The organism is Streptomyces sp. NBC_00271, assembly GCF_036178845.1.
Classification (GTDB): domain Bacteria; phylum Actinomycetota; class Actinomycetes; order Streptomycetales; family Streptomycetaceae; genus Streptomyces.
The window spans coordinates 9,944,945-9,970,843 of sequence record NZ_CP108070.1; the positions used below are offsets into that span (position 1 = coordinate 9,944,945).

Below are 25,899 nucleotides of genomic sequence, written 5' to 3' on the forward strand. Positions count from 1 at the left end.
CCGAGGTCGAATTCCGGACTTCCCAGAAGTCGAATAATCGGCCGAATGCTGGCAAGGTGGGCGCATGGTTGATCGGGGAGCGAGCGCCCTGTCACTCCCGGACGACTGGCCCGCCCACCCGGATCCGATCCTGGCGCTCAACCGCATGGGCAGTTTCGAATGGGACCTGGACTCCGGTCTGATGCAGATGGACGCCCAGGCCCACGAAGTCTTCGACGTGCGTCCCGAGGAGTACGACGGCCGCCCCGAGACCCTGTCCCTGCGGGTGCCCGCGACCGAGGGCATACGTCTCGACACGCTGGTCTCGCACGCCCTCAAGGACGGCAGCGACAACTACGGCGCCTACTTCCGCATCCGCTGCCGCGACGGCTCACTGCGCTGGACCCACACCCAGGGCTACATCCGCCGCGACGGAACGGGCCGGCCGCGCCGGATCATCGGCATCGTCCGCGACGCCACGCAGGAGCTCGGCGAGAGGGCTGCGCGCCGCGAACAGGCGGCCCAGGACGAGGCGCGGCGCCAGCAGACGAACGTCGTGCAGATCACCACGGCCGCCCTCGCCCACGCCCGCACCGTCCAGGACGTCATCGACGTCCTCAAGGACTCCCACGGCCTCACCCACCTCGGCGCGACGAGCCTGGTCATGGGCCTGGTCGAGGCCGGACGCATACGGCTGGTCGCCGAGGGTCCCGAAGGCAGCTTCGTCCCCGGCACCATGATCACCCGCATCGACGAGCAGTACCCGATGAGCGAGGTCGTACGCACCCTCGCACCGCGCTTCATCGAGTCGCCCGAGGACTTCGCCGACTCGTATCCGCTGCTGTGGCCGCACATCACCGACCTCATGATCACCTCGGCCGCCTATCTGCCGCTCATCGTTCAGGCCCGCCCCATCGGCGCCATGGGACTGCTCTACAACGACCGGCGCGGCTTCTCGTCGGAGGAGCGCAACGTCCTCGTCGCGCTCGGCAGCAGCATCGCCCAGAGCCTCCAGCGGGCCATGTTCTACGAGCAGGAGAAGGACCTCGCGCAGGGCCTCCAGCAGGCCATGCTGCCGCGCTCCATACCGAACGTGCCCGGCGCCGACATCGCCGTCCGCTACCGTTCCGCCTCCCTCGGCCGCGACATCGGCGGCGACTGGTACGACGTGATCCCGCTGCCCGGTGGTCGCGTCGGCGCCGTCATCGGGGACGTCCAGGGCCACGACACCCACGCCGCCGCCGTCATGGGCCAGTTGCGGATCGTGCTGCGGGCCTACGCCGCCGAGGGGCACACCCCCGCCACCGTGATGGCCCGCGCCTCGGTCTTCCTGCACGAACTCGACACCGACCGCTTCGCGACCTGCCTGTACGCGGAGGCCGACCTGTCCACCGGGGTCGTCCAGCTGGTGCGGGCCGGCCACATCGACCCGGTGATCCGGCAGAACGACGGCACCTGCCGCCGGCAGTCCGTCCAAGGGGGCCTGCCGCTCGGCCTGTCCGCCTTGTTCGGGCGCCTCGAATACCCCGTCGACACGGTCGAACTGGACCCCGGGCAGACCCTGGTGCTGTGCACCGACGGCCTGGTCGAGCAGCCCGGCGTCGACCTCGACGAGGGCATGCACACCCTCATGGAGCTGATCCGCTCGGGCCCCGACGACGTACGCGACCTCGCCGACCGGCTCATCGACGTGGCCGAGGAACGCGGCGGCGACGACGACGTGGCCCTGCTGGCGCTGCGCCGCCGCGGCCCCGGGCCCCAGCAGTCCGGCGGGCGGCTCCAGCAGCATGTGGCGCCCGGCGACCCCGAGGCGCTCACCGAGGCCCGGCACATGATCCGGGCCGCGGTCCGCGCCTGGGGCGGGGGCGAGCGCGCCGACGAGGTCGAACTGGTCGCCGACGAGCTGATCACCAACGTCCTCATGCACACCGAAGGCGCCGCGATCGTCACCCTGCGGGTCCTCAGCGGTCCGGGCCGACGGCTGCGTGCGGAGGTCGAGGACTCCTCCAGCGCCCTGCCGCGCCGCCGCGAGGCGGGCGAGTCCGGCGTCTCCGGCCGCGGACTCCTCCTGGTCGACCGCCTCGCCGACGTCTGGGGCGTGGAGGCGCGCGGCGGCGGCAAGTGCGTGTGGTGCGAGTTCCTGGTCCCGGAACGGAGCTGACCGGGGGCGCGGGGGACCGGCCGCCGTTGCCCCAGGAGGTGGGCGGTTCGGCTGGTGTTGTCGGTGGGGGGTGGCACTCTGGAGCCATGCCGGAACTGCCAGAGGTCGAAGCGCTCAAGGACTTCCTGGCCGACCATCTCGTCGGCCGCGAGGTCGTGCGCGTGCTGCCCGTCGCCATCAGCGTCCTGAAGACCTACGACCCGCCCGTCACCGCCTTCGAGGGCCGCGAGGTGACCGCCGTGCGCCGGCACGGCAAGTTCCTCGACATCGAGGCCGACGGACTGCACTTCGTGACCCACCTGGCCCGCGCGGGCTGGCTGCACTGGAGGGACACGCTGCCCGACGGCCCGCCCCGCCCCGGCAAGGGCCCGCTCGCGCTGCGTGTCGCCCTGGAGACCGGCGAGGGCTTCGACCTCACCGAGGCCGGCACCCAGAAGAGACTCGCGGTGTACGTCGTCCGGGACCCGGCGGAGATCCCCGGCGTGGCCCGCCTCGGCCCCGACCCGCTCGCCGCCGACTTCGACGAGGCACGGTTCGCCCGGCTGCTCACGGGTGAGCGCCGCCAACTCAAGGGCGCACTCCGGGACCAGAGCCTGATCGCCGGTGTGGGAAACGCGTACAGCGACGAGATCCTGCACGCCGCCAGGATGTCCCCCTTCAAGCTGGCCGCCTCACTGACCCCCGAGGAGACGACCCGCCTCTACGAGGCGCTGCGCTCCACGCTCACCGAGGCGGTGGAGCGCTCCCACGGGCTGGCCGCGGGGCGCCTCAAGGCGGAGAAGAAGAGTGGGCTGCGGGTGCACGGCAGAACGGGCGAGCCGTGCCCGGTGTGCGGCGACACCATCCGCGAGGTCTCCTTCAGCGACTCCTCGCTGCAGTACTGCCCGACCTGCCAGACGGGAGGCAAGCCACTCGCGGACCGCCGGTTGTCCCGGCTGCTCAAATAGTCCGGGAGCAGCGGGGAACAGCCCGGGATCAGTGGGGCGTGACGGTCACCAGGTGCTTGCCGTCCGCCGTGCGCACCTCGAACCGGCTGATCTCGTCGGACTTGAGCGCGGCGCCGCCCTGCAGGGTGGTCGCCTCGCCGTCGTGCGCGGGCACCATCCAACTCGTCACCGTCTGCTGCGAACCGTCCTTGCCGATGGCGACGAGCTGACAGGGGCGCGGGCCCCCGGCGTCCTTGACCTCGACCTCGACCTGGCTGCCCCAGATGCGGTCCGCGGTGGTGACCTTGGCCCATACGCCGGTCTGCGCGTCCGTCGAGGCGACCGCGGCCGTCTGTGACCCGGAACCGTGCGACGTGACCATCGCGATCGATGGACCGCCCACCGCGAGCACCACGGCGGCGGCCACCGCGTACAACCAGCGCCTGCGCCCGGCCCGGTGCCGGGTCGCCACCTCACTGAGGAGTTTGTCCATCAGGCGCGGCCCGGGGGCGGCGAAGGGGTGCACGGAGCGCGGGGTGGCATGCCGGTACAGCATCAGCTGCCGCGTGGCGGGCCTGAACTCACTCACGTGCGCCGCGCACTGGGGGCACTCCATGAGGTGATCCTCGAAGCGGAACGCCTCCGCCTCGTCCAGCACGCCGAGCGCGTAAGCGCCGACGTCGCGATGCCGTTCCAGGGACCTCATACCGAATACCGAATCCTCGTGGCGATGGTGCGGGGGTGGGAGTGGTGTTGCTGTTGCTGTTGCCCACGGGTACGCACCAGACCGTCGAATCACTCAAGACTCGTTCGGAATCGCGGCCAAGACATTCGGAGCGGGTGGGCTCGCGGATTGGTGCGAGCCCGAAAAAAGTTGTGCGGAAAACTTGTTTGGCGGAGTGCGGAGCCCTGAACAGGGGTTACCGGCGGTCCGCCCGGTGTCGTGGCGATCAGAAGAGATGGATCGCCAGATGTCCCAGGGGCAGACCCAGTCGCCAGGCCGGTGTCCACACCTTCGGACCGTCGTCCTCGCCCGGGATCGGCCCGCCGCCGGGCACGGCGTCCAGGTCCGGGGCGAGCAGTTCGGTCTCCTCCAGCCAGCGCCAGGCCGCCGTCGCCAGTTCCAGGTCCGGGGCGGGGCCGCCGGACTCGACCGCCTCGGCCGAGCGCCGCGCCATGTGCTCGCGCACCCAGTCCTGCCACGGCTGGTCGTACGCCGTCAGCGAGAGCCAGGTCTCCAACTGCGAGACGACCCGGATGCCCGAGAGCTCGCCGTCGGTGTCGGAGAGGAAGATGGTCAGCGCCAGGGCGTCACGCCCGGCGCGGAACTCGAAGGACGTGGGCGGCATCAGGTCGCCGGTCCGCAGCAGCTCGTCGGCGATGTACTCGGCGTACAACCACGCCATGGGGACGGTGAGTTCCCCACCGCCGGTGCCGTCCGTGCTCTCTTGGCCTCTGTGCAGCATCCCTTCCTGCCTTCCTCCGGTTTGCGTGCGCGTCGCCCGATCCCGAGCCCTTGGGGGTTTCCCCCCAATCCGGAACACGGATGAGGACAGCTGATTGCTCAACCATGGTCCTCAGCAAGGCGCTTTACGGAGGTTTGACTCGGCCTTCGGTTTCACCGCAGGTCGGCCGCGTATCCCGGAAGAACCCGGCGCAGGGCGCGCAGCGCGTAGTACGCACGAGACTTCACGGTACCGGGCGGAATCCCGAGCGCCGCGGCGGCCTCCGGCACACTCGCCCCCTGGAAGTACACCAGCACCAGGACTTCACGGTGCTCGGGAGTGAGTGTCTTCACAGCCTCCCGCACATCGAGCGTCGCCGCCGACCTTTCGGCGTGATCCGCGCAGACCCGCGCACTTTCCAGCACCGCGTCCCCGACCTCCGGCGGACGCGCCTGGCGGGCCCGCCGCGCATCGATCGCGAGCCGCCGCCCCACGGTGAGCAGCCAGGGGCGTACGGAGTCGAAGTCGTCGGCGCGCAGCGCCTCGGGGTGCTGCCAGGCGCGGACGAGCGTCTCCTGCAGCAGATCCTCGGCGCGTTGGCGGTCGCCGTCGGAGAGCCGCAGGAGCAGGGCGAAGAGGGGCCGGCCGTGCTCGCGCTGCAGCGCGGCCAACTCGTGTTCGGCGGTCGTCTTGGTGGTGGTTCCGGCCGTCATGGCGTGTATGCCAGCGGGTGCCGCTCCGCTGGGACAGGCCCGGGGCACGGGTCTGCGGTGGGCGGTCGATGCCGTCGGTGAACGGCGCGGTGAACGGTTCAGCGGGGCCCGGTGGCGCCCCGACGGGCGGTTCCCCGAGGGCCGGACGGGCTACGGACGCGCGTTGCTTCTTGACTCCATCCTTTCGATTGGATGAATTTGTCCCACTTCCTACTTAAATATGACTACATCGAGGCTGGGCATGATCACACGTAGTCGACTGGCCGCCATCGCTCTCGCGGCCGTACTTGTCGTGGGCGCCGGCTGCCGGGCCGACCAGCAGCCGTCGGCCCGGAGCAGTAGCAGTGGGCAGCCGGGCGCGCCCCTCACCCCCCACGCATTCACCCTCGTCGCCTCCGGCGGCGTGCTGGCGCACACCTCGGTCATCGAGCGGGCGAACGCCGACGCGGGCGGCACCAGGTACAACTTCCTGCCGATGTTCGAAGGCGTGAAACCCTTCGTCTCCCGTGCCGACCTGGCGATCTGTCACATGGAGACCGTGTACGGGGCCGACGGCGACCACACCGGCAACCCGGCCTTCAAGATGCCACCGCAGGTGGCCGACGGGCTCGCGGCGACCGGGTACGACGCCTGCTCCACCGCCTCCAACCACTCCCTGGACGACGGCGCCGCGGGCGTACGGCGCACTCTGGACGCCCTCGACCTCGCCGGCGTACGGCACGCGGGATCGGCGCGCACGGAGCAGGAGGCGTATGTGCCCACCCTCCTGCGCGCGGGCAACGCGATGGTCGCCCACCTCGCCTACACCTACGGCACGGACGGCTTCCCGATGCCCCAGGGACAGCCCTGGAGCGTCAACCTCATCGACCGCCACCGGATCCTCGCGGACGCCCGGGCCGCCAGGAAGGCGGGCGCCGACGTGGTCGTCGTGTCCCTGCACTGGGGCACCGAATGGCAGGAACAGCCCGACACCCAGCAGACGACGCTGAGTCGGGAGCTCACCGCCTCGCGCACGGACGGGCGGCCCGACATCGACCTGATCCTCGGCACGCACGCGCGTGTCCCGCAGGCCTACGAGAAGGTCAACGGCACGTGGGTCGTCTACGGGATGGGTGACCAGATCACGGGCGAGATGTTCAACCGCCAAGGTCTCCAGGACTCCCGGGGCAACGAGAGCACCCTCGCCCGCTTCACCTTCGCCCCGCCCGCGCACAAGGGAGACCGCTGGGAGGTCACGAAGGCGGAGTTCGTACCGCAGCTGTTCGACATCGACGCCGGGCGGGTCGTCGACATCAACGCGGCACTGGCCCAGGGCGCCGACCTGGCCGGTGTACGCGACCGCATCCGTGACGTGGTACTCAGCCGCGGCGCGGCCCACGACGGCCTGATGATGGCGCAGTAGGACCCACGGAGTCCATGGACTCCGTGGGGTCTATGGGACGACCGTGACCGGCCAGCGGCCCGCCTTCACCAGCCGGATCGCCACTGACCCGATGATCCGGTGCCCCGCCTGCTCGGAGGCACCGACCACCACGGCGTCCGCCTTGAGCTCGTCGGCCGCCGTCACCAGACCGTTGTAGGGATCGCCGCGGAAGGTGTGGAACTCCCAGCGCACCGCGAATATGTCCTTGACCCGCTCGGCGGCGTCCCGGATCTGCGCGACGAGGTCCTCGGCGATCTGGTCGGTCGTCTCGGCGACCGGCGCCCCGAGTGCCGCTCCGGCGGCCATGACGGGCTGCACGTACACGACGGCGAGCAGCGAGTGCTGCCGCCTGGCCAGCCCGCCGGCGTAGGACGCCGCGCGCAGCGACGAGTCGGAGCCGTCCACGCCGACGACGATGACCTTGGGACCGTCCGTGCCACGCTCGAACCGGTGCGAGGGTTGTTGTTCCGCCACACCACCGAGGCTATCGGAAGCCGCAGGTCGGGGGCAGGGCGGGCCCGCGGTGCCCCGCATGGGACGGAACGGGTGATGTGTCCGCCGCCACGGCCCGCCAGGACCCGCCACGACCGCCGTCCGCGTCGGCGACGAGGGGCACGGCGCTCGACGGGCGCCTGCCGCCGGGGCTTCCTAGAGTCGACACCATGAGCGCCACCGTGGAGGCCCGCGGACCGAGGGACGCCACGGGTCCCGTACCGCCGTCCCGGGTCGGCTTCCTCAGCAAGGTGCCCGAAGGCTTCGCGGCCTTCTTCGGCGCCCTCTCGCTGCTGTGCGTCCTGCTGGCCTTCTTCGCCCCCGTGCGCCGTCTGCTGCACCCCGTCGTGGCCTTCCTCGACCTGTTGATCGTGCCGGTCAGCGCCAACCTCGCGTACGCCGTCTTCCTCTTCCTGCTCGCCGCCGCGACCGCCGCCCGCAAGAGGATCGCCTGGTGGCTGGTCGTGGTCTACCTCGGTCTGCTGGTCTTCTTCGACATCGTCGGCCTGGCGATGGGCCTGTACGCCGAGTCGCTGCCGTCCTTCGTCGCCTGCGGACTGCTGCTGGTCCTCCTGATCGTGGCGCGCCGCGAGTTCTACGCCGACTCCCGGCGCGGCGCCGTATGGCGCGCCCTGGCCGTACTGCTCGTCGGACTCGCCGTGGCGATCCTGATCGGCTGGGGCCTGGTCGAGTGGTTCCCCGGCACGCTGGCCTCGGAGGAACGGCTGCTGTGGGCGGCCAGCCGGGTGTGCGGCGGGCTGGTCCCCAGCAGTTCGTTCAGCGGGCGCCCGCCTCGCAAGCTCTTCTTCGTCCTCGGCCTTCTCGGCGCCCTCGCCCAGCTCAACGCCGTCGCCACCCTCTTCCGCTCCCAGCGCCTGGAGGCGGCCCTGCGCGGCGACGAGGAGGCCCGCATCCGTGCCCTCCTGCGGGCGTACGGCGCCGACGACTCCCTCGGCTACTTCGCCACCCGCCGCGACAAGGCCGTCGTCTTCTCACCCAGCGGCAAGGCCGCCGTCACCTACCGCGTCGAAGCCGGCGTCTGCCTGGCCAGCGGCGACCCCGTCGGCGACCGCGAGGCCTGGCCGCACGCCATCGAGGCCTGGCTCGACCTGGCCCGCCGCTACGCCTGGGCGCCCGCCGTCATGGGCACCTCGGAGGACGGCGCCAAGGCCTTCGTGCGCGCCGGGCTCGGCGCGCTCGAACTCGGCGACGAGGCGATCCTGTACGTCGCCGGCTTCGACCTGGACGGCCGCGACATGCGTGTCACCCGCCAGGCCGTGCACCGCGTACGGCGCACCGGCGCCACCTGCCGGGTACGCCGTCACTCCAGCCTCACCGACGAGGAGATGGAGGAGCTCATCGACAGGGCGGACGCCTGGCGCGACACCGAGACCGAGCGCGGCTTCTCCATGGCGCTGGACCGGCTCGGCGACCCCGCGGACGGCGACTGCCTGCTCGTCGAGGCCCTGACGCCCGAGGGCAAGCTCCTCGCGCTGCTGTCCTTCGTGCCCTGGGGCAAGGACGGCATCTCGCTCGACCTCATGCGCCGCGACCGCAGCGCCCCGAACGGCGTCATGGAGTTCATGGTCGCCGAGGTGTGCGCGGCGGCCGGGACGTTCGGCGTACGGCGCATCTCCCTCAACTTCGCGGTGTTCCGGTCGGTCTTCGAGGAGGGCGCCCGGATCGGTGCGGGGCCGGTGCTCCGGCTCTGGCGCGGGCTGCTGCTGTTCTTCTCCCGGTGGTGGCAGCTGGAGGCCCTCTACCGGTCCAACGCCAAATTCCAGCCCGAGTGGTACCCCCGCTTCATCTGTTACGGCGACACCGGCTCCCTAGCCCGCATCGGCCTGGCGTCCGGCATCGCCGAGGGCTTCGTCTCCGTGCCCTCGCTGCGCAAGCTCTGGGGCAAGGGGCACCCGCGGACCGGACCCCAGCCCGCGAGCACCGCGGGCCTGCCCTCGCTCTCGGCCCTCGGCCTCGACGAGGGCGAGGCGGCGGCCACCGATCCGACCGCGGGCCTGCCCGAACAGATCCGCCTCCGCCACCGCACACTCGACCGGCTGCGCGCCGACGGAGTCGACCCCTACCCGGTGGGCGTCCCGTCCCGCACCCACACCCTCGCCGAGGTCCGCGCGGGACCGGCGGGACAGCAGGTGAATATCGCCGGGCGCGTCGTCCTCGTACGGGACTTCGGGGGGATCGTGTTCGCCGTCCTGCGCGACTGGTCCGGCGATCTCCAGCTCGCCCTCACCCGGCTGGAGTCCGGACCCGAGCTCAGGCGTTTCCGCCAGGACGTCGACATCGGCGACCACATCACCGCCGAGGGCCTCGTCGGCGTCAGCGACCTGGGCGAACCGACCGTCTTCGTCTCCTCCTGGCAGCTCACCGGCAAATGCCTGCGCCCGCTGCCCGACAAGCGCCGGGGCCTCGCCGACCCCGAGGCGAAGGTGCGCCGCCGCTATCTCGACCTGGTGTCCAGCCCCGACGCCCGCGAGGTCCTGCGGACCCGCTCCACCGCCGTACAGGCGCTGCGCCAGGGCCTGCTGGACCGGGGCTATCTCGAGGTCGAGACGCCGATGCTCCAGCAGATCCACGGCGGCGCCAACGCCCGCCCGTTCACCACCCACATCAACGCCTACGACCTGAACATGTACCTCCGCATCGCTCCCGAGCTCTACCTCAAGCGGCTGTGCGTGGGCGGCCTGGAGAAGGTCTTCGAGATGGGGCGCACCTTCCGCAACGAGGGCGTCTCCCACAAGCACAACCCCGAGTTCACCATGCTGGAGGCCTACCAGGCGTTCGCCGACTACGACGTGATGCTCGACCTCACCCGTGAACTGATCCAGGGCGCCGCGACCGCCGCCTTCGGCGCGCCCGTCGCCCGCAAGGACGGCACCGAGTACGACATCTCCGGCCCGTGGCCGGTCAAGACGGTGTACGGCGCGATCTCGGAGGCCCTGGGGGAGGAGGTGGACCCCGGCGCGTCCGTGCCGGACCTGCACCGGCTGTGCGACGGCGCGGGAGTGCCGTATCGGCCGGACGACGGACAGGGCGACGTCGTACTGGAGATGTACGAACGACTGGTCGAGGAGAAGACCCTGCTGCCCACGTTCTACAAGGACTTCCCGACCGATGTCTCCCCGCTCACCCGGCAGCACCGCACCGACCCGCGCCTCGCCGAGCGCTGGGACCTCGTCGCCTTCGGCATCGAACTGGGCACCGCCTACTCGGAGTTGGCCGACCCCGTGGAGCAGCGGCGGCGGCTGACCGCGCAGTCGCTGCGGGGCGCCGGGGGAGATCCCGAGGCGATGGAACTCGACGAGGACTTCCTCGACGCGCTGGAGTACGCGATGCCGCCGACCGGCGGGCTCGGCGTAGGCGTGGACCGCCTGGTCATGTTCCTCACGGGGCTGACGATTCGGGAGACATTGCCGTTCCCCCTGGTGCGTCGGCGCTGAGCTGGTCCCAACGGGTGCTTTCCCGAGTCCGCACCGGTGTTGCTCAGCCGCGTCACGCTTCCGCTGAGCGACTGATTAATCATGAAAAAGGATAAGCTGTTCACGCGGCGCCGGGCGTTGATCGCCGGCGCCGCCGTCCTGTCGGCTGCGGGCGCCCGCGTCCTCGCCGCCGATCCGACCGGGAGCCCGGTGCGCGGCACGCCCGCGGCCGGGGGCCCGCAGGCGCGCAAGGCACTCAAGCCCTCCACGTACCGCCTCGAGCCGATGACCGGAGCCACTCCGCCGCGCCCGACGCCCGGCAAGCCCCCTGTCCGGCGTGAGCCGATCATGCGGGTGAGCGGGCGCGGCCACGCGATGGTGCTGACCTTCGACGACGGACCCGATCCGCGCTACACCCCGAGCATTCTGCGCACGCTGCGCAAGCACGACGTACGGGCGATGTTCTTCGTCTGCGGGGAGATGGCCGTCGACAACAAGGACCTGCTGGCCGAGATGGCCGACGACGGGCACGTCGTCGGCAACCACACCTGGACGCACCCGTTGCTGACGGGGCTCCGGCGCTCCGAGATCCGCTCCGAGATCGCGCGCACCAGCGACGTCATCGAGGACGCCTACGGCAAACGGCCAGTCTGGTTCCGCGCTCCCTACGGGGCCTGGAACCGGGCGACCTTCCAGATCGGCGCCGACCTCGGCATGGAACCGATGGCCTGGACGGTCGACAGCCTCGACTGGACCACCCCGGGCACCGCCACCATCATCGACCGGGTGCAGGAGGGCGCCGCCCCCGGCGTCGTCGTCCTCTCCCACGACGCGGGCGGCGACCGCTCCCAGACCGTCCGCGCCCTGCGCGACTACCTGCCCGTACTCCTCGACTCCGGCTACCACCTCACGGTGCCGCACCGCCAGGACTTCTGAGCGGGGAGCGGGCGCGGTCGCCCCCGACTCCGCCGACGGGCCCGGGGACACCGCCCGGGCCGTCGGCGGGGAATCTCAGCGGACCTCGACCAGGCGGGCGAACACGACGACGTTCCCGTCGTAGCCGTGTTGCTTGGAGAAACCGCCTCCGCAGGTGATGACCCGCAATTCAGGGGTGCCCTTGCTGCCGTACACCCGGTCACCGGGGAAGTTCTTCTTCGCGAATACTTCGACGCCGTAGATCTCGAAGGTGGCGGTCTTCCCGTCCTTTCGCTGGACCTCGACCCGGTTTCCCTTCTTGAGAGAACCGAGCCCGTAGAAGACGGCCGGTCCCCGCGTGTTGTCCACATGGCCCACGATCACGGCCGTGCCCTTCTCGCCGGGCGACACCGCACCGGTGAACCAGCCCGCGAGATTGGCATTGTCGGGCGGCGGCGCGTCGACCCAGCCGGCCGAGTCGAGACCCACCGGCACGACCGGGGCGTTCACCTGGATCGCCGGGATCCTGACCCGGTCCACCACGGAGTACGGCAACGCGGCGGGTCCGTTGGAGAAGGTGGCGACGGGCGTCCTGCTGTCCGCTGCTGCCGCCGTCGCGGGCTGCGGAGGGCCCACGTCGAACTCACCGGAACCATTCCGAATGAGTGCGAGGCCGGTCAGCAGAACAAGCGCTATTACGCCCCACGGGGCGCGCTTCTTCTGCCGCTCCTCCTCTTCGGCAACCTCGGACGCAAACATTCGCAATCCCCTCTCGACGCGGCCGTCGCCGCGTCCGTCGCGCATACCGGAACGCTAAGTGCAGCATGCCCGGCGGGCGACGGGGCGCGGGCGAACGGGTGTCGGGGCATCCGCGTGGTGAGCCATCCGAGTTGCCGAGGGCAGGAAATTTCTGACGGTCCGTGACCTGCGGCAATATCCGATTGTGTGGAAATCCTTCGGCGTGTCTTCTCACCAGGACGGACCATTCTCGAAATGCGTCCCTGTGCGCCGCATCTGAGGGTCTGTATGGGAGGCGCTTTCTCGCCGATCGACCGGGGACGGTTCCCGGGGCGTCTTCCGCGGAGGATCACATGCGTACAACTCGTGCCCTGGCGGTCTCTGTCGCCGTGGTCGCCGCGGTGGGGTTCGCCGCCCCGGTGGCGACGGCATCGAATGAACCTGGCAGCAATGAGTCGAGCAACAACGAGCCGAGCAACGACGAGTCGAGCGGAAACGAGCGACTGGGCAACCCCGGTGGACCGGGCAACGGCACAGGGCTGAGCAACGGCGGTGGAGTCGTCGGCGGCGGCGGGGTGGTCGGTGGCGGTGGGGTGGTCGGCGGCGGTGGCGTGGTCGGTGGCGGCGGGGTGATCGGCGGCGGTGGCGTCGTCGGCGGCGGTGGCGTGGTGATCGGCGGCGGTGGCGTGGTCGGGGGCGGCCGCCCGGGTGACAACGGTCGGTTCAATGGCAATGGCCGGTTCAATGGCAATGGCCGGTTCAACGACAACGGTCGGTTCAACGACAATGGCCGATTCAACGACAACGGCCGGTTCAACGACTACGGCCGCTTCGACGACAATGGCCGGTTCAACGACTACGGCCGCTTCGATGACTTCGGCCGCCGCGAGGTGCGGAACATCATCGTCCGGCCCAGTGTCATCGCGCGGGGCGGCCAGCTGACGATCACCGTGGAGGGCGAAGCGTGCCTGAGGCCCGGCAGCACGGTCTCCTCGCGAGTCTTTCGCACCACTCTGCTGCGCCGAGCGGGCGGTGACACGTCCATCGCGACGGTCGTCGTCGACCGTGACGCGCACCCGGGGTCGTACGACGTCACGGCCCGCTGTGACGGCCGAAGGCTGACTCGGCCCGCCGCCTTCACCGTCATCGGCAGTGTCCACGCTGGTCTGGGTGGCAGCGTCGGCGGAGCGGCGCCCGCCGACGTCGCGATCGGCAGCGGACTGCTGACCGCCGGCGTCGTCGGCGGCGGGCTGTTCTGGCGGCGCCGCAGGTCCGAGCGGCGGATCTGATCGGTGCCCTCACCCTTGGCGGTGCCCCGCGTGCCACGCGTCTGACAGGCCTTCGCCCCGGACCTTTTCGCCGAGATCCGGGGCGAGGAGGGCCCCGAGCGGTGAGCGGTCACGACTCCTCGTCCGTGACGCGGCGGCGCGTCATGGACCACGCGGTGCCGACACAGCCGGCGATGAGCGCGGTTCCCAGGCCGATCTCCTTGAGGTCGAAGCCACCGCCGGAGCTCCCACCGACACCGGCCTTGACGCCTCGCTGCACGGAGGCCGGGACCTGGACCTGGGTCGGGTCGGAGTAGGTGGTGCCGGAGCGGCCGGGGGCGATGGTCAGCTCGGTGTGGCCGCTCTCGTTGCCGCACTGGAACGTCACCTGGTACACCGAGCCCGCTCTGGCGTCCCCGTCGATCAGGGCCGTCGCAGACGACTGACCCTTGGGGATCGTGACCGTGTCGAAGACTTCCGAGGAGACCCTGGCGACGGAGTCACAGCTCTCCGCGGTCAGCCGGAGCCGGCCGCCCGCCGCGATGCTCTGCGGCTGCACGTTGAAGCCGAACGACGTGATGTTGTTGCCCCGGCCACTGTCACGGCCGCCGTCACTGTCTCCGTCGCTGTTTCCAGCGAGAGCGGCGGTTGCGGAAAGAGTGAGGGCGGACACGCCCAGCAGTGCGGCCGAAGCGACGCGTATCGCGTGCATGGTGAGCCTCCGGGTCCCCGAGGAGCCTTGCTGCGGACCTTCCGCCTGCGTCTGAAATGCGCCTCGATGTTCGAAACGCTAGGAAGGCGTGCACGTGGGCGCGATCGCAGTAGTGCGAATGGGGTAATCCGGTGGGCCGTACGGGGGAATGTGGGTGCGCGAGCGGGGGACGAACGCGGGCGTGGCGTCCGTCCCCCGATCCTCCGGCCGCTAAGGGAGGCCGGTCACTTCGGAAGGTGTGGGAACAGTGCCGTGAACGGCTCCGCCGAGGCTGTGATTCCCCGACTGTAGGGCGCGTCGAAGTCCCAGATCAGGAAGAGCAGGAACGCGATCAGGGCGGAGAAGAGCCCGGCGAGGATCAGTTCCCGCTTGGTGCGCCGGATCTGGAGCGCGAACACCATCCCGATGGTGACCACGGCTCCGGTGATCAGCCCGAACCACACCACGCCCGGCATGGTCGCGTCCGTCGAGCCGGCGCGGGCGTTGCGTGCCGCGTCGGCAGCGGTCACCTGGTCGACCAGCGGCTGGTAGGTCTGGGCCTCGAAGTCCGACCTCGGCTTGTAGCCGCTGACGTCCTGGCGGACGACCTCGAAGAGCCGGCCGCCCTTGTCGGTGACGTGGCCGTGGTCGGCCATGGTCTTCCACTCGGTTTTGACGACGTATCCGACGTACGCGTCGACGTCGCCGCGAATACGGTCGCGCACGTCCGGCGGGTAGACGCGGACCCGCTCCGAGATCTCGTGCAGGGCCTGGGCCTCCGCCTGCACATGGTCCTGGGCGCCACTGCGGGCCTCCCAGACTCCGGCGATGGCCAGTCCCAGGACGATGGCGTACACCACGCCGATCATCATGGTCATGTATTCGATCACGTCCGGGGTTTCGGACGGATCCTCGTCGTCGGGGGCCCGGCGGGTGCGTACGAGGGACACGACGAGGACGACGACACACGCCGCCGCCATCGCGAGGACGAGAACAAGCCATTCCGACAAGGATGCCTCCAGGGGTCAGCGCGGACGCAGCGCCGCGACGGCGAGCAACGCGGGCACGGTGACGAGCAGGGTGAGCGAGACCAGGGACGGTCCGCTGCGGGGCGAGTGCTTGCGCGTCGGGGCGTGGTAGGCCGGATAACTCACCGGGGTCGCCGACGGTTTGGGCCGCGCCTTGGGCGTGGGCGAGGGCGTCGGTGTGGGCTTCGGCTTCGGCGCCGGCGGAGGTGCCGGCCTCGGCGGGGGCGCCACGGCAGGGGGTCGCGGGGTCGGCGAGGCGGGCGGAGGCGGTGGCGGGGGAACCGGCGGCGGGGGCTTCGGCCTGGGCTTGGGCGGAGGCGCCGGGGGTGGTGGGGGCGGCGGTTTCGGAGTGGGTGGAGGCGTGGGCGACGGGGGCGGCGGGCTGATGGTGCAGAGGTCGCCGCCGGCCACCGCCACCGCGTCCGTGCCGTCCGGGCCGATGGAGGCGTACGCGCAGGAGTCGGCGACCGCCGCCGAGGCCGGCGCGCCGCCGATGATCCAGGTCAGCGTCAGCAGCGCCAACACCCGTATGACGAGGGCGGACCGGGTCCGCTGTGGTCCATGCACGACGGAGATCATGAGGCGTATCGCGCCCGCGCACGCCGGAGCCGACGGGTTTGCCCCCGAACGAAGGACGTCCGGCTCGCACCGGTTTGACGCCCCCTCGGGACACGGCCACCGGGGTGGGAACAGATGCGCGAGATGCATGCCGACGCGGGGTGTGTCACAGCGTTCCGAAAGTTTTTTGTGCGGCCGTTGAACACATCCGCCACTCCCGCCCGTACCTAGGGCCATGCGCGGCGCAGCAGGGCGCTGCAACCCTTAACGCGAACAGTGGGAGTTACCCAATGAAGACCTCCTGGCGGAGCGCCTCACTCGTAGCGACAGCTGCGGCCGTGCTGGCGCTCACGACGGCGTGCGGTCAGGAATCGGGCACCCAGTCGACGGGGAGCCAGAACGTGGGCGCCGCCGCGGCTGCCAACGGTTACGGTCAGGCCACCAGTAGCAGCACCACTTCTCCCAACGGCTACGGCGCCGACCAGCAGAGTGCCGCCCCCAAGGCGGAATCCGCAGGTCAGCTGGCCGTCGCGGAAAGCACGACGCTCGGCAAGGTGCTGACCGACAGCGCCGGATTCACCCTGTACCGCTTCGAGAAGGACACCGCCGAGCCGCCGAAGTCGAACTGTGACGGCGACTGCGCGACCGCTTGGCCGCCCGTTCCCGCCGACGGCGCCGTGGCCGCCACCGGTGTGGACAAGGCCCTGCTCGGCGAGGTCACCCGCTCGGACGGCACCAAGCAGCTGACGATCGGCGGCTGGCCGATGTACCGGTACGCCAAGGACACCAAGGCCGGTGACACCAACGGCCAGGGTGTCGGCGGTACTTGGTACGCCTCCGCCCCCGATGGCAAGAAGGCGACCCTGGCCTCCCTGCCGGGCCTGTCGACCCGCAACGACCCCAAGCTCGGCGAGATCGTCGTCGACAAGAACGGCCGGACGGTCTACCGCTTCCTGAAGGACCAGGCCTGGCCCGTCCCGAAGTCCGCCTGCACCGGTGCCTGCCTGGAGAAGTGGCCCGTCGTGGCCCCGGTCTCCGCCAGTGACACCAAGGGCGTGCAGAAGAAGGGCCTGATGGGATTCACCCGCCCGGACGGCGCCAAGCAGATGACCGTCAACTGCTGGCCCATCTACACCTTCTCCGGTGACAAGGCGGCCGGGGACACCAACGGTCAGGGCGTGGGCGGCACTTGGTACGCCGTCGCCCCCGACGGAAAGCCGGTCGGCGCGCCGAAGTAGAGGATCACCTCCCCAGGGTTGATCGATCTCGCCCGGAACAACGCGTACGACCTGGGTCCGCCCCCTCCGCACCGCACGGAGGGGGCGGACCTCTTGGCGTACCCGGAACGCGCGGGGCGGGCGGATCGGACGACGCGAGGCACGCGGATCACGACGCGGTTCACTTGCCGAACGAACGCCCGGGAGTTTTCCACACCGGGGATACCCGACCCCTCGATACCGTCGCGACGCTTCGTAACTCCCGTGAACTTTTTGGAATGCTTCGCATCGATTTCGCGGTGACAGCGGACGGCGTGTTCGACTGACCTGCACCGGCGGCCAATTCGGCACATGCCCGAGGCAGTGACGGTGAACGGACGGTCAATTTCCGTTTTGACTCGCCCCTTTGGCGGACGATCAGTAGCCTCAGCTCGAACACCGGATCGCCTACGTCGTCGACTACGCCTTGGAGAGATAGATGGAGCGTCCCGCCTGGGCCCCCCGAAGCATTGACATCTCGGTGCCGAGCGTGTCCCGTATCTATGACTACTACCTGGGCGGTTCGCACAACTTCGAGGTCGACCGGGAAGCCGCGCGCAAGGCGATGGAGTTCATGCCGGGACTGCCCAAGGTGATGCAGGCGAACAGGGCGTTCATGCGCCGTGCCGTGCGTTTCGCGGCCGACGAGGGCATCGACCAGTTCCTCGACATCGGCTCCGGCATCCCGACCTTCGGCAACGTCCACGAGATCGCCCAGACGGCCAGGCCCGGCGCGCACGTCGTGTACGTGGACCACGACCCGGTGGCCGTCGCGCACAGCCAGGCCGTCCTGCGGGACAACGAGGACGCGGACGTGGTCGCGGCCGATCTGCTCAAGCCCCAGGAGATCCTGGCGACTCCCCAGGTGCAGCGGTTGATCGACCTGAACCGTCCGGTGGCCCTCCTCCTCGTTGCCATACTGCACTTCGTGGAGGACGCGGACGACCCGTACGGTGCGGTGGCCGAGCTGCGCGACGCGCTGGCGCCGGGCAGTCTGCTCGTGCTCACCCATGCGTCGTACGAGGGAATCCCGCTCCCGCCGGAGCGGGCCGAGGGCGCGGTCGACGTGTACAAGGACATCCGCAACCCGCTGATCATGCGCTCGCGCGAGGAGATCGCGCGGTTCTTCGAGGGGTACGACATGGTGGAACCCGGTCTGGTGCCGATGCCGATCTGGCGGCCCGACACGGCGCCCGAGGACGAGGATCCCTATTCCTTCTCGGGGTTCGCGGGTGTGGGGCGCACGGCGTGACGGGCGAACCGGACGGGCCGGAGGACAGACTGCGCAGGTTCGCGACGATCTGGAGCCGGGCGGTCTTCCCGGTCACCTCCACGTCGCTGACCCGGCCGGAGCTCGAGCAGCAACTCCTGCCGCTCGCATGGCGGTTGAGTGACGCGCTGAAGGCCAGGACCTTCGACGCGGCCGCGGGTCAGATGGTCGGCGCCGCGCTGGTCGCCGCGCACTGCACCGACCCCGAGGCGCTCAGCCGCAGCCTCGACTGCGTCGACGCCTATCTGGTGCTCTACTGCGGCGAGGACGGCCATCAGGAGGCCCTGCGGACCCGCTCGGCGCGCCTGCAGCACGCCATGGCGGCGGGCTTCGCGGGGGCACTGCGGGAGCGGACGCTCGCCGAGCAGGAGGCCATCTCCCAGGCGGCGTTGAACGCGCGCAGCACGGTGGCCGAGGCGCTGCACGCGAGCGAGGCCCGGTTCCGCGCGGTCTTCGAGGGCGCGGCCATAGGAATCGGCATCGCCGACCTCGAAGGCAACATACTGCAGGTCAATGGAGCCCTGCTGCGTATGTTCGGCGGTTCCGAGCAGGGCGTGCGCGGCCGCAAGGTCCCCGAGTGGACGCATCCCGAGGACGCGCCCCAAGTCTGGCGGCTGTACGAGGAGTTGGTACGCGGCGAGCGCGAGCACTACCACGTCGAAAAAGCCTTCTACCGGCCCGACGGCACCGCCCTGTGGACCAACCTGACGGTGTCCCTGCTGCGCGACGCGGACGGCCGGCCGCAGTACCAGCTCGCGCTGATGGAGGACACCACCGAGCGGCGGCTGCTCAACCTGCGGCTGCGCTACGAGGCCACCCACGACGCGCTCACCGGTCTGCCCAACCGGACCCTCTTCTTCGAACGCCTGGAGAAGGCGGTGTCCGGGGGCAGCGACCAGCGCTTCGGCCTGTGCTACCTCGACCTCGACGGCTTCAAGACCATCAACGACAGCCTCGGGCACGCCGCGGGCGACCGGCTGCTCGTCGAGGTCGCCGACCGGTTGCAGTCCTGCGCGACCGCACCCGGCGAGATGGTCGCCCGGCTCGGCGGCGACGAGTTCGTGGCCCTCACCACCGGACCGGACACCGAGCGCGAGGTGGACGCGCTCGCCGACCGCATCATGAACGCCCTCGTCACCCCGGTCCGTATCGACGGCCGGGAACTGACGGTCCGCGGCAGCATCGGCATCGTCGAGGGTCCGGCGGGTGAGCGCGGCCCGGCGGAGGTGCTGCGCAGCGCCGACATCACGATGTACCGCGCCAAGTCCGCGGGCGGCAACCGCTTCGAGCTCGCCGATCCCGAGGCCGACGCCCGCGCCATCACCCGGCACGGGCTCACCACGGCGCTGCCCGCGGCCCTGGACCGGGGCGAGTTCTTCATCGAGTACCAGCCGCTCGTGCACCTCGGTGACGGCAGTGTGCACGGCGCGGAGGCGCTGGTGCGCTGGCTGCATCCGCAGCACGGCGTGCTCGGCCCCGACCGGTTCATCCCGCTCGCCGAGCACACCGGGCTGATCGTGCCGCTGGGCCGGTGGGTCCTGGAGCAGTCGGTCCGCCAGGCCCGCCAGTGGCAGGAGCGGCACGCCGACTCGGGCCCGCTGCGGATCAACGTCAACCTGTCGCCCTGCCAGCTGACCCACCCGGGTCTGGTCCAGGACACGGTCGACATCCTGGAGCGTGAAGGTCTCGACGCCGAGGCGCTGTGTCTGGAGGTCACCGAGTCCGCGCTGATCGGCGCCGACGACGATCTGCTGAAGCCGCTGCGGCGCCTGGCCGAGATGGGCGTCGACATCGCCCTCGACGACTTCGGCACCGGCTACTCCAACCTCGCCAATCTCCGCCGCCTGCCCGTGAGCATCCTCAAGCTGGACCGCTCCTTCACCCAGGGCATGCAGCAGTTCCCGGCCGACCCCGTCGACCTCAAGATCGTCGAGGGGATCGTTTCGCTCGCCCACAGCCTCGATCTCGCGGTCACCGTAGAGGGCGTCGAAACGGGCGCACAGGCCGAGCAGTTGCGGATCCTGGGCTGCGACACGGCCCAGGGCTGGTACTACGCCCGCCCGGGCCCACCCGAGCGGCTGCACGAACTGGCCCTGGTGGACGCCACAGGCTGAGGCTTCGGGCGCGGCATGGTCTCCTGGAACGGAGGCTGTGCCGCTGTCCGCGCATCCGTGACCGTAGCGCAGCAATTGAAGGAGCTGAGAAGCATGGGCACGGAACTCCAGGGCAGGACCGCCGTCGTCACCGGCGCGAGCAAGGGCATCGGACTGGCCGTCGCCGAGGCGCTGGCCGGGGCGGGGGCGACGGTGATCGCCGGGTCGCGGACCACGACGGCGGGTCTCGACGCGCTGGTCAAGCAGGGCGGCGTCTCCTGGGTACCGGTGGACCTGGCCGAACCCGGTGCCGCCGAGCGCCTCGTGGCGGCGGCGGACGGTCGGGTGGACATCCTGGTCAACAACGTCGGAGCGGCCCCCGCCCGCATGGGCGGATTCCTGTCGGTGACCGACGAGGACTGGCAACGCACGGTCGATCTGAACCTCCTCACGGCCGTACGGGTCACCCGCGCCGCCCTGCCCCTGATGCTGTCCGCCGGGCAGGGCTCGGTCGTAACGGTCGCCTCGGTCAACGCCACCCTGCCCGACCCGATGGTGATCGACTACAGCGCGGGCAAGGCCGCGCTGGTCGCCTTCTCCAAGGCGCTGTCCAAGGAGGTCGGCCCCCAGGGCATCCGGGTCAACACCGTCAGTCCGGGCCCGGTGGAGACCGAGCTGTGGCTCGGCGGCGACGGGGTGGCGGCCACGGTCTCGGCAGCCGCCGGGATCACCCCGGACGACGTGGTCGCCCAGGCGTCCGGTGCCACGGTCACCGGCCGCTTCTCCCAGCCGTCCGAGGTCGCCGACCTGGTCCTCTTCCTCGCCGGCGACCAGTCCCGCAACATCACCGGCAGCGACTTCGTCATCGACGGCGGCTTCATCCCGACCTGGTGACGTACCGACCCGGCTCCTGAGCCCGCCGCGCCGGTCAGCGTTCCAGCAGCATCCGCTGGAGTTCGCGGGCCGCGCGAGGCGGAGCCACATCGCTGCGGTGGGCCAGGGCGATGACGCGGTGGAGTCCGGGGCGTGCGAGCGGTGTCACCCGCAGGCCGCGTCCCGAGCGCGTCGCGACCATGCGCGGGACGACGGCCACGCCGAGCCCCGCCCTGACGAAACCCAGCACCGCGTCCATCTCGCCGCCCTCGACGGCGAAGTCCGGCTCGAAGCCCTCGGCGCGACAGGCGGCGACGGTCAGTTCCCGCAGGTCGTAGCCGTGCCGGAACATCACGAGGCGTTCGCCCTCCAGGTCGGGGATGCGCACGGTGCGCCCGGTCCCCGGCGCGGGCGCGTCCGGTGACGACACCACGACCAGGTCCTCGCGCAGCAGCTCCACCGTCGTCAGCGCGGGGGAGGGGGTGGGCAGCGGGAGTACGACCAGGGCGAGATCCAACGCGCCGCGTGCGAGTTCCCGTACGAGATCGTGGGAGCCGCTCTCCTCGATCAGCAGCCGGATACCGGGATAGCGGTCGTGGAAGGCACGCAGGACGTCCGGAACCAGGCCGGTGCACAGGCTCGGCGTCGCGCCCAGCCGGACCCGGCCGCTGCGCAGCTGGGCCAGTTCCTGCACCTCGTGCCGGGCCGTGTCCGCGTCGGCCAGGATGCGCCGGGCCAGGGGCAGCAGCGCCTCGCCCGCGTCCGTCAGCGTGATGTTGCCCCGCGCGCGGAGAAAGAGGTCCGCCCCCAACTCCCGTTCCAGCGCCTTGATCTGCTGGGACAGGGACGGCTGGGCGACATGGACCAGATCGGCGGCCCGGGTGAAGTGCCGGGTCTCGGCGACCGCCACGAAGTACTGGAGCTGCTGGAACTGCATCCACCCATCATAGGCTCCAGCTATTGAAACGAGCCGTACCATGTCTTGGACCGATCGGCACCCGCGGCCCTAGCTTCTGAGACATGGCTCTGGCAACGCGGACGGACCGACGACCGTCGATGACGCGCACCGTGTGGGACAGCTCCGTCGGGAAGAAGACCGTGATGGCGGTCAGCGGCCTGATCATGCTGATGTACCTGGTCGTACACATGCTCGGCAACCTGAAGATCTTCTTCGGTTCGGGCGACTTCAACCACTACGCCCACTGGCTGCGCACCCTCGGTGAGCCCTTCCTGCACTACGAGTGGGCCCTGTGGATCATCCGCGTGGTCCTGGTCGTCGCCGTCGTCGCCCACGCCACCGCCGCGTACCAGCTCAGCCGCCGCGACATCAGGGCGCGCCCGAACAAGTACGTCCACAAGAAGCCCAGGTCCAGCTACGCGACCCGCACGATGCGCTGGGGCGGGATCATCCTCGGCCTGTTCATCGTCTGGCACATCCTCGACCTGACGACCGGCACCGCGCACCCCGGCGGCTTCCAGTCCGGACACCCGTACCAGAACGTGATCGACACCTTCTCGACCTGGTACGGCGACGTGATCTACATCGTCGCGATGCTCGCGCTCGGCCTGCACATCAGGCACGGCTTCTGGAGCGCCGCGCAGACCCTGGGCGCCGGCAACCGCACCCGCGACCGCGCCCTCAAGACCATCGCCGACGTCCTCGCGCTGGTGCTGACGGTGGGCTTCATCTCCGTACCCGTCGGTGTCATGACCGGATTGGTGAGCTGACATGACCGCAGCCTCTGAATACGCCGCATACTCGACCGGTGTGCCCGTCGTCGACAGCAAGGCCCCCGAGGGCCCGGTCAACGAGCGCTGGGACACCCGTCGCTTCGAGGCCAAGCTCGTCAACCCCGCCAACCGCCGCAAGCACACGGTGATCGTGGTCGGCACCGGCCTCGCGGGCGGCTCGGCGGGCGCCACGCTCGCCGAGCAGGGCTACCACGTCGTCCAGTTCTGCTACCAGGACTCGCCCCGCCGCGCCCACTCGATCGCCGCCCAGGGCGGCATCAACGCGGCGAAGAACTACCGCAACGACGGCGACTCCGTCCACCGGCTGTTCTACGACACCGTCAAGGGCGGCGACTTCCGGGCCCGCGAGTCCAACGTCCACCGCCTCGCGCAGATCTCGGTCGAGATCATCGACCAGTGCGTCGCCCAGGGCGTGCCCTTCGCGCGGGAGTACGGCGGTCTGCTCGACACCCGTTCCTTCGGCGGCGTCCAGGTGTCCCGCACCTTCTACGCCCGCGGCCAGACCGGCCAGCAGCTCCTGCTCGGCGCCTACCAGGCCCTGTCGCGGCAGATCGCGGCCGGCAACATCGAGATGCATCCGCGCACCGAGATGCTCGACCTGATCATGGTCGACGGACGGGCGCGCGGCATCGTGGCACGGGATCTCATCACCGGCCGGATCGACACGTACTACGCGGACGCCGTCGTCCTGGCCAGCGGTGGCTACGGCAACGTCTTCTACCTCTCGACGAACGCCATGAACTCCAACGCCACCGCGATCTGGCGGGCGCACCGGCGCGGCGCCTACTTCGCCAACCCCTGCTTCACCCAGATCCACCCCACCTGCATCCCGCGCACCGGCGACCACCAGTCCAAGCTCACCCTGATGAGCGAGTCGCTGCGCAACGACGGCCGTATCTGGGTCCCCAAGGCGAAGGGCGACACCCGCCCGCCGAACGAGATCCCCGAGGACGAGCGCGACTACTACCTGGAGCGGATCTACCCGTCCTTCGGCAACCTGGTCCCGCGTGACATCGCCTCCCGCGCCGCGAAGAACGTCTGCGACGAGGGCCGCGGGGTGGGCCCGGGCGGACAGGGCGTCTACCTGGACTTCGCCGACGCGATCGGGCGGATGGGCAGGGCGAAGGTCGAGGAGAAGTACGGCAACCTCTTCGACATGTACGCCCGGATCACCGCCGAGGACCCGTACACCGTGCCGATGCGGATCTACCCGGCCGTGCACTACACGATGGGCGGACTGTGGGTCGACTACGACCTCCAGACCACCATCCCCGGCCTGTTCGCGATCGGCGAGGCCAACTTCTCCGACCACGGCGCCAACCGCCTCGGCGCCTCGGCCCTCATGCAGGGCCTCGCCGACGGCTACTTCGTGCTGCCGTCGACCATCAACGACTACCTCGCCCGCAACCCGCGCCACGCCGAGGTCACGGACGAACACCCCGCCGTCCAGGAGGTGCTGGCCGAGACCGAGGACCGGCTGCGGCTGCTGCTGGCCGTCGACGGCGACCGCACCCCCGACTCCTTCCACCGCGAACTCGGCGAACTCATGTGGGAGTTCTGCGGCATGGCCCGTACCGAGACGGGTCTGCGCAAGGCCCTGGAGCGCATCCCGCAGATCCGCGAGGAGTTCTGGCGGCGCATCAAGGTCCCCGGCACCGGCGAGGAGTTCAACCAGTCCCTGGAGAAGGCCAACCGCGTCGTCGACTACCTCGAGCTCGCCGAGCTCATGTGCCTCGACGCGCTGCACCGGTCCGAGTCCTGCGGCGGCCACTTCCGCGAGGAGTCCCAGACCCCGGACGGCGAGGCGGAACGCCGGGACGAGGAGTTCTCGTACGCGGCCGCCTGGGAGTTCACCGACACCGGCACCGCGCCCGTCCTGCACAAGGAAGACCTGGTCTTCGAGTACGTCCACCCCACCCAGCGGAGCTACGCATGAAGCTCACCCTGCGCGTCTGGCGCCAGAAGAACGCCGACGCCGACGGAGCGATGTCCACGTACGAGGTGGACGACATCTCGGCCGACATGTCCTTCCTGGAGATGCTCGACACCCTCAACGAGGAACTCATCCTCAAGGGCGAGGACCCCGTCGCCTTCGACCACGACTGCCGCGAGGGCATCTGCGGCGCCTGCAGCCTGGTCATCAACGGGGACGCCCACGGACCCGAGCGCACCACCACCTGCCAGCTGCACATGCGGTCCTTCCAGGACGGCGACACCATCGACGTCGAGCCCTGGCGCGCCTCCGCCTTCCCGGTCGTCAAGGACCTCGTCGTGGACCGCTCGGCCTTCGACCGGATCATCCAGGCCGGCGGGTACGTCACCGCCCCCACCGGCGCCGCGCCCGAGGCCCACGCGACGCCCGTACCGAAGCCGGACGCCGACTTCGCGTTCGAGCACGCCGAGTGCATCGGCTGCGGTGCGTGTGTGGCCGCCTGCCCCAACGGGGCCGCGATGCTCTTCACCTCGGCCAAGGTCAACCATCTGAACGTGCTGCCGCAGGGGGCGCCCGAGCGGGAGACGCGGGTGCTGGACATGGTGGCGCAGATGGACGAGGAGGGGTTCGGGGGGTGCACGCTGGCCGGGGAGTGCGCCACCGCTTGCCCGAAGGGGATTCCGTTGGTTTCCATCACCGGGATGAACAAGGAGTGGCTGCGGGCTGCCCGTAAAACCGGGCGGCGCTAGGGAGACTTCGGCTGCGGGTCGGATGTGGCTGGTCGCGCAGTTCCTCGCGCCCCTTTCGGGCGCGCTCCAGCCGAGGTCACTTGTTAAGAAAACGTTCGCCGGATCTGTGCGGACGGGCGGGGCCGGGAGTGGTGCTCATTCCCGGTCCCGTCTCGCATTCGGGGGAATCTCCTGGCATTCAACATCCCCACATCCTGGCTCC

General features: G+C 70.4%; 22 protein-coding genes. 13 read left to right on the forward strand and 9 right to left on the reverse strand.

Annotated elements, in window-relative coordinates; all coding sequences use genetic code 11:
- The first annotated feature begins 64 nt into the window (after positions 1-64).
- Entirely contained in the window at positions 65-2,140 is a 2,076-nt protein-coding gene (locus OG798_RS45240) for a SpoIIE family protein phosphatase (RefSeq protein WP_121414133.1), read from the forward strand.
- A gap of 86 nt (positions 2,141-2,226) precedes the next feature.
- Positions 2,227-3,087 (forward strand): Fpg/Nei family DNA glycosylase, encoded by an 861-nt coding sequence (locus OG798_RS45245; RefSeq protein WP_328758953.1) that lies wholly within the window; start codon positions 2,227-2,229, stop codon positions 3,085-3,087.
- A gap of 28 nt (positions 3,088-3,115) precedes the next feature.
- Here OG798_RS45245 and OG798_RS45250 read toward each other — a convergent pair whose 3' ends face one another.
- From OG798_RS45250 to OG798_RS45260, 3 genes are all read right to left on the reverse strand, one after another.
- On the reverse strand, positions 3,116-3,772 hold the full coding sequence (locus OG798_RS45250; RefSeq protein WP_097223841.1) for an anti-sigma factor family protein: 657 nt from the start codon (positions 3,770-3,772) through the stop codon (positions 3,116-3,118).
- Between the two features lie 244 nt (positions 3,773-4,016).
- Positions 4,017-4,532: a hypothetical protein gene (locus OG798_RS45255; RefSeq protein ID WP_095851206.1), complete on the reverse strand. Its 516-nt coding sequence runs from the start codon at positions 4,530-4,532 to the stop codon at positions 4,017-4,019.
- Between the two features lie 152 nt (positions 4,533-4,684).
- A complete protein-coding gene (locus OG798_RS45260) occupies positions 4,685-5,224 on the reverse strand; it encodes a sigma-70 family RNA polymerase sigma factor (RefSeq protein WP_328758954.1) in 540 nt (179 codons plus the stop codon).
- Between the two features lie 241 nt (positions 5,225-5,465).
- Here OG798_RS45260 and OG798_RS45265 point away from each other — a divergent pair, with 241 nt between their 5' ends.
- Complete coding sequence (locus tag OG798_RS45265; protein WP_328758955.1) at positions 5,466-6,626, forward strand: CapA family protein; 1,161 nt, start codon at positions 5,466-5,468, stop codon at positions 6,624-6,626.
- 30 nt (positions 6,627-6,656) lie between these two features.
- Here the strand turns inward: OG798_RS45265 and OG798_RS45270 are convergent, their stop codons facing one another.
- Positions 6,657-7,121 (reverse strand): universal stress protein, encoded by a 465-nt coding sequence (locus OG798_RS45270; RefSeq protein WP_067360854.1) that lies wholly within the window; start codon positions 7,119-7,121, stop codon positions 6,657-6,659.
- Positions 7,122-7,309: 188 nt separating this feature from the next.
- Here OG798_RS45270 and lysX point away from each other — a divergent pair, with 188 nt between their 5' ends.
- Positions 7,310-10,594, forward strand: coding sequence for a bifunctional lysylphosphatidylglycerol synthetase/lysine--tRNA ligase LysX (gene lysX / locus OG798_RS45275; protein WP_328758956.1), 3,285 nt, complete (start codon positions 7,310-7,312; stop codon positions 10,592-10,594).
- An 81-nt stretch (positions 10,595-10,675) separates the two neighbouring features.
- Complete coding sequence (locus tag OG798_RS45280) at positions 10,676-11,509, forward strand: polysaccharide deacetylase family protein (RefSeq protein ID WP_097223838.1); 834 nt, start codon at positions 10,676-10,678, stop codon at positions 11,507-11,509.
- Positions 11,510-11,584: 75 nt separating this feature from the next.
- Here OG798_RS45280 and OG798_RS45285 read toward each other — a convergent pair whose 3' ends face one another.
- On the reverse strand, positions 11,585-12,247 hold the full coding sequence (locus OG798_RS45285; protein ID WP_095851201.1) for a class F sortase: 663 nt from the start codon (positions 12,245-12,247) through the stop codon (positions 11,585-11,587).
- Positions 12,248-12,579: 332 nt separating this feature from the next.
- On the opposite strand from OG798_RS45285, the gene OG798_RS45290 reads away from it, so the two are divergent.
- A complete protein-coding gene (locus tag OG798_RS45290; RefSeq protein ID WP_328758957.1) occupies positions 12,580-13,515 on the forward strand; it encodes a hypothetical protein in 936 nt (311 codons plus the stop codon).
- Between the two features lie 109 nt (positions 13,516-13,624).
- On the opposite strand, the gene OG798_RS45295 is transcribed toward OG798_RS45290, so the two are convergent.
- The 3 genes from OG798_RS45295 to OG798_RS45305 form a co-directional block, all read right to left on the reverse strand.
- Positions 13,625-14,206, reverse strand: a complete 582-nt coding sequence (locus tag OG798_RS45295; protein ID WP_328758958.1) for a hypothetical protein — start codon at positions 14,204-14,206, stop codon at positions 13,625-13,627.
- Between the two features lie 224 nt (positions 14,207-14,430).
- Positions 14,431-15,195, reverse strand: coding sequence for a bestrophin-like domain (locus OG798_RS45300; protein ID WP_095851199.1), 765 nt, complete (start codon positions 15,193-15,195; stop codon positions 14,431-14,433).
- 15 nt (positions 15,196-15,210) lie between these two features.
- Complete coding sequence (locus tag OG798_RS45305) at positions 15,211-15,792, reverse strand: hypothetical protein (RefSeq protein WP_101896726.1); 582 nt, start codon at positions 15,790-15,792, stop codon at positions 15,211-15,213.
- A 269-nt stretch (positions 15,793-16,061) separates the two neighbouring features.
- Between OG798_RS45305 and OG798_RS45310 the strand changes: the two genes are divergently transcribed.
- The 4 genes from OG798_RS45310 (at position 16,062) to OG798_RS45325 (ending at position 21,284) form a co-directional block, all read left to right on the forward strand.
- Entirely contained in the window at positions 16,062-17,009 is a 948-nt protein-coding gene (locus tag OG798_RS45310) for an SCO0930 family lipoprotein (protein ID WP_095851198.1), read from the forward strand.
- Positions 17,010-17,466: 457 nt separating this feature from the next.
- Positions 17,467-18,279 carry an SAM-dependent methyltransferase gene (locus OG798_RS45315; protein ID WP_095851197.1) on the forward strand — a complete coding sequence of 271 codons (813 nt, stop codon included), beginning with the start codon at positions 17,467-17,469 and terminating at the stop codon, positions 18,277-18,279.
- Positions 18,276-20,411 carry a putative bifunctional diguanylate cyclase/phosphodiesterase gene (locus OG798_RS45320; protein WP_328758960.1) on the forward strand — a complete coding sequence of 712 codons (2,136 nt, stop codon included), beginning with the start codon at positions 18,276-18,278 and terminating at the stop codon, positions 20,409-20,411. Before OG798_RS45315 ends, OG798_RS45320 begins: the two co-directional genes overlap by 4 nt.
- A gap of 93 nt (positions 20,412-20,504) precedes the next feature.
- Positions 20,505-21,284 (forward strand): oxidoreductase, encoded by a 780-nt coding sequence (locus OG798_RS45325; protein ID WP_095851195.1) that lies wholly within the window; start codon positions 20,505-20,507, stop codon positions 21,282-21,284.
- 34 nt (positions 21,285-21,318) lie between these two features.
- On the opposite strand, the gene OG798_RS45330 is transcribed toward OG798_RS45325, so the two are convergent.
- Positions 21,319-22,200 carry a LysR family transcriptional regulator gene (locus tag OG798_RS45330; protein ID WP_067360819.1) on the reverse strand — a complete coding sequence of 294 codons (882 nt, stop codon included), beginning with the start codon at positions 22,198-22,200 and terminating at the stop codon, positions 21,319-21,321.
- Between the two features lie 119 nt (positions 22,201-22,319).
- Here OG798_RS45330 and OG798_RS45335 point away from each other — a divergent pair, with 119 nt between their 5' ends.
- The 3 genes from OG798_RS45335 to OG798_RS45345 are packed head-to-tail and all read left to right on the forward strand — an operon-like array spanning position 22,320 to position 25,697.
- Positions 22,320-22,991 carry a succinate dehydrogenase gene (locus OG798_RS45335; protein WP_121414128.1) on the forward strand — a complete coding sequence of 224 codons (672 nt, stop codon included), beginning with the start codon at positions 22,320-22,322 and terminating at the stop codon, positions 22,989-22,991.
- Position 22,992: 1 nt separating this feature from the next.
- Positions 22,993-24,951, forward strand: a complete 1,959-nt coding sequence (locus OG798_RS45340; protein WP_328758962.1) for a fumarate reductase/succinate dehydrogenase flavoprotein subunit — start codon at positions 22,993-22,995, stop codon at positions 24,949-24,951.
- Positions 24,948-25,697 carry a succinate dehydrogenase/fumarate reductase iron-sulfur subunit gene (locus OG798_RS45345; RefSeq protein ID WP_328758963.1) on the forward strand — a complete coding sequence of 250 codons (750 nt, stop codon included), beginning with the start codon at positions 24,948-24,950 and terminating at the stop codon, positions 25,695-25,697. Before OG798_RS45340 ends, OG798_RS45345 begins: the two co-directional genes overlap by 4 nt.
- Positions 25,698-25,899 lie beyond the last annotated feature (202 nt).

Coding starts and splice junctions, on each gene's coding strand:
- OG798_RS45325 (WP_095851195.1), top strand. CDS start 20,505: ATGGGCACGGAACTCCAGGGCAGGACCGCCGTCGTCACCGGCGCGAGC.
- OG798_RS45315 (WP_095851197.1), top strand. CDS start 17,467: ATGGAGCGTCCCGCCTGGGCCCCCCGAAGCATTGACATCTCGGTGCCG.
- OG798_RS45245 (WP_328758953.1), top strand. CDS start 2,227: ATGCCGGAACTGCCAGAGGTCGAAGCGCTCAAGGACTTCCTGGCCGAC.
- OG798_RS45305 (WP_101896726.1), bottom strand. CDS start 15,792: ATGATCTCCGTCGTGCATGGACCACAGCGGACCCGGTCCGCCCTCGTC.
- OG798_RS45255 (WP_095851206.1), bottom strand. CDS start 4,532: ATGCTGCACAGAGGCCAAGAGAGCACGGACGGCACCGGCGGTGGGGAA.
- OG798_RS45345 (WP_328758963.1), top strand. CDS start 24,948: ATGAAGCTCACCCTGCGCGTCTGGCGCCAGAAGAACGCCGACGCCGAC.
- OG798_RS45295 (WP_328758958.1), bottom strand. CDS start 14,206: ATGCACGCGATACGCGTCGCTTCGGCCGCACTGCTGGGCGTGTCCGCC.
- OG798_RS45280 (WP_097223838.1), top strand. CDS start 10,676: ATGAAAAAGGATAAGCTGTTCACGCGGCGCCGGGCGTTGATCGCCGGC.
- OG798_RS45250 (WP_097223841.1), bottom strand. CDS start 3,772: ATGAGGTCCCTGGAACGGCATCGCGACGTCGGCGCTTACGCGCTCGGC.
- lysX (WP_328758956.1), top strand. CDS start 7,310: ATGAGCGCCACCGTGGAGGCCCGCGGACCGAGGGACGCCACGGGTCCC.
- OG798_RS45240 (WP_121414133.1), top strand. CDS start 65: ATGGTTGATCGGGGAGCGAGCGCCCTGTCACTCCCGGACGACTGGCCC.
- OG798_RS45335 (WP_121414128.1), top strand. CDS start 22,320: ATGACGCGCACCGTGTGGGACAGCTCCGTCGGGAAGAAGACCGTGATG.
- OG798_RS45285 (WP_095851201.1), bottom strand. CDS start 12,247: ATGTTTGCGTCCGAGGTTGCCGAAGAGGAGGAGCGGCAGAAGAAGCGC.
- OG798_RS45260 (WP_328758954.1), bottom strand. CDS start 5,224: ATGACGGCCGGAACCACCACCAAGACGACCGCCGAACACGAGTTGGCC.
- OG798_RS45265 (WP_328758955.1), top strand. CDS start 5,466: ATGATCACACGTAGTCGACTGGCCGCCATCGCTCTCGCGGCCGTACTT.
- OG798_RS45340 (WP_328758962.1), top strand. CDS start 22,993: ATGACCGCAGCCTCTGAATACGCCGCATACTCGACCGGTGTGCCCGTC.
- OG798_RS45310 (WP_095851198.1), top strand. CDS start 16,062: ATGAAGACCTCCTGGCGGAGCGCCTCACTCGTAGCGACAGCTGCGGCC.
- OG798_RS45330 (WP_067360819.1), bottom strand. CDS start 22,200: ATGCAGTTCCAGCAGCTCCAGTACTTCGTGGCGGTCGCCGAGACCCGG.
- OG798_RS45290 (WP_328758957.1), top strand. CDS start 12,580: ATGCGTACAACTCGTGCCCTGGCGGTCTCTGTCGCCGTGGTCGCCGCG.